Origin of the sequence: Microcystis sp. M165S2 (assembly GCF_020245885.1) — a bacterium.
Classification (GTDB): Bacteria; Cyanobacteriota; Cyanobacteriia; order Cyanobacteriales; family Microcystaceae; genus Microcystis.
On the sequence record NZ_JADBTZ010000037.1, the window covers coordinates 1 to 2,820 of the forward strand.

Annotated in this window: 3 protein-coding genes; 1 reads left to right on the top strand and 2 read right to left on the bottom strand. The window is 39.1% G+C overall.

What is annotated here, in order from left to right; genetic code table 11:
* The first annotated feature begins 445 nt into the window (after positions 1 to 445).
* Positions 446 to 898, top strand: coding sequence for a DUF29 domain-containing protein (locus tag IM479_RS01975; RefSeq protein ID WP_287685344.1), 453 nt, complete (start codon positions 446 to 448; stop codon positions 896 to 898).
* Positions 899 to 906: 8 nt separating this feature from the next.
* Here IM479_RS01975 and IM479_RS01980 read toward each other — a convergent pair whose 3' ends face one another.
* Complete coding sequence (locus IM479_RS01980) at positions 907 to 1,692, bottom strand: hypothetical protein (protein ID WP_287685345.1); 786 nt, start codon at positions 1,690 to 1,692, stop codon at positions 907 to 909.
* A 313-nt stretch (positions 1,693 to 2,005) separates the two neighbouring features.
* Positions 2,006 to 2,512, bottom strand: coding sequence for a type IV pilin-like G/H family protein (locus IM479_RS01985; protein ID WP_287685346.1), 507 nt, complete (start codon positions 2,510 to 2,512; stop codon positions 2,006 to 2,008).
* Between the last annotated feature and the right edge of the window lie 308 nt (positions 2,513 to 2,820).

The window sequence follows — 2,820 nt, forward strand, 5'->3', positions numbered from 1 at the left end:
ATGGCTTGATATTGAGATGGTTTTCCTCTAAGCTTGTACTCTAAAATGAACATCTTGCGTGCCGACCTACTACGCAAACTATTCTAGCACGCTAAGAATTGAGTTGTCAATCGTGCTTCGCTATTTCTATGCTGGCGGAACTTTTCATCTCCGAGGTAAAACCGAGAGCCTTCAAGCCGACATTTCAGGTAAAAATGTTGAACCCGCAGGGGGAAAGGTTTCTTTTTGCCGAAGTCAAATTTTTTGGGGTTATATTATCCCTCGATCGGTGCAGTTTGTGGCTTGTTAGTTGTGAAGAGAGGGATGAACCACAAAGGCACAAAGGACACAGAGAGTAACTAGCGATCGATTAATCAAACTTATCACACGAAGGACAAGAGAGCCGTCTGAATTGGCGAGGTTTAGATAAAATGAGGGTAATTAGTCAACAGAGGAGGTAAAAATTATGACTTTAGCAAAGGTAAAAAATCTTTATGATCAAGATTTTGCTTTGTGGATAGAGAAGACGGTCAAACAATTAAAATCTGGGGATTTATCTCAAGTTGATTTAGAGAATTTGATCGAGGAGGTGGAATCTTTGGGAAGACGAGACAAAAGAGAACTAAAAACCCGTTTAACTACATTATTTGAACAGGCTTTAAAACGGCGTTATCTTCCTTTGTCCGACTGTTATCGAGGTTGGGAAGTAACAATTAAACGTTGTCAATCTAAGTTAAAAAATATCCTTAAAGATTCTCCTAGTTTATGTAGTTTTTTAACAGATATGTGTGATGATTGTTATCAGGAAGCGTTGGAGAATATGCGAATTGAATATGATGGTAGTTTTCCCGATGTTTGTCCTTTTTCTAAGGATATTGATGGCTTATTAAATCATAAGTTTTGGCAGGATGAAAAATAGGCCAGTTCCTAATCCTTGGGGGGAATTGCCATCACCTGATTATTATTCACAACCAATTTACCGCCCAATTTTTCGATATTTTCCTTGGCTAACTTGCGGGTTTCTTCGTCTTTGCTATTTAGCCAGACTAACATCCAAGCGCCGACTCTAGGAGCGCGACTATCGGGATTAGTTTCTAAAAATTTCACCGTTCCCCTAGCGGATTTTTCGATAAATTCATTACCGGCAATTTTTGCCCAATCGGCGGCCATTTGATTAGATTTTTTCGCCGCAGGAATATCACCTAAAAATAATAGTTCATCCACTCCTTTATATAACCAAAGAAAATAGGCATCAGTAACATCAGGAGTGATTTTTGATAAACCTTTATTCATAATCTCAACGGTTCTTTCGGGTTTGCCGGCATTGACAGAAGAAGCGACGGACATCATCAAATAGGCACGGACAAATTTCGGGTCATTTTTAGCGACAATTTCCATAAAATCGGGACTTAAACCGTAACCGGTTTCCCGACGAGCATCGTCATCGCCATAATATTGTATAAACTGCAACATTGCCCAATTGGCTAACATATTATTAAAGCCAAAGGAAGGTATATTTTTAAATAACTGAACCTGAGAATTTTCTAGGCGAGATTCTTGAGCATAATTTCTCTCTAATAATTTTTCTTTGGTCAAAGTTTTCACCTTTTCCTGTTGCATTTCGACAATGACCATGATTAAACCACCGATAACAGCGATTAAACCAAGAGTTTTAAGTAAGGATAGATGGAGAGATTTGTTTGCGCCTAGCATAGCTTTAAATAAAAGTCAATAATCAGTAACGTAAGTAGCTGGTTTTAATTAAATTAAAACATGAATTTTAGGTTCGATCCCCCCTGCCCCCCTTATTAAGGGGGGTGCCGATAGGCGGGGGGATCTGAAAGTTTTTAATACCTACCCACTTAGAGGTTAAAAATTGTCACCTCCCCCCTTATCAAGGGTAGGGTTAATTCATGAATTAACCCTACAATGAATTAACCCTACGATGAATTAACCTACAAATCACGACCTTCATAATTATAACCATTTACTTATCAACAAAAATAAAAGATTTTTGGGGGTTATTTTAATTAATTTCAACGCCATTAACACAGCTAAGAACGCCAGCGGAATTACTGGTAGAAACATTATCTTCTAAAGGATTTTCATCCTCACAAACAATCCCAGTATAAGCCCCAGCTGCCGTTTGTCCAGCCGCCCCGGCATAATTTTTAATATCGTCATTAAATTGAGTCAAAGCATTCAATTGATAGGCCGCCCCAAAAGCATTGGGACTTGGTACTTCGCTGATATCATAGAATTTTAGGGAAATACTGGCAGCTTCCAGAGATAGTTCAGGTAAAGTAGCAAAAGTCCCTTTTTCATAACGATAACCCTGTTGGGCGCGATTGATTAATCCCAGTGTCTCGCGCGCTTCTGCTTGCCTACCTTTGGCGATTTGTCCGAAGAGACTCGGTAAACTAATGGCAGCGAGAACCCCCAATAAAATCACCACTACTAACAATTCTATTAGAGTAAAACCCCTCGCTTTTTTTCCCTGTGATTTGATTGCTAAAAAAAGAAAGTATTTCATGGTTAGGCGCTGGCAATAGTGACTATATTTTGGGTGTTGGGGGATTTCAGTTATCAGTTATCAGTTATCAGTTATCAGATTGCAGTTTTAAGTAGACAGTGTTAGGTGAAAACTTCGGAACTTTCTTTTCAGGAGTTGCTGAAGGCATTGCATTTTGATTTCCTCCATTCATCGAAAAACTGGGTCTGAAACCCCGCCCTTTAGCGATAGCGGAGGGCGGCTTTATATGAATTAGTGAGAAACAATTAAACCGTTAGAACGACGAATTAACTGAATCTTGCTAACAGCTATCTGTCCCAATCGTGTCC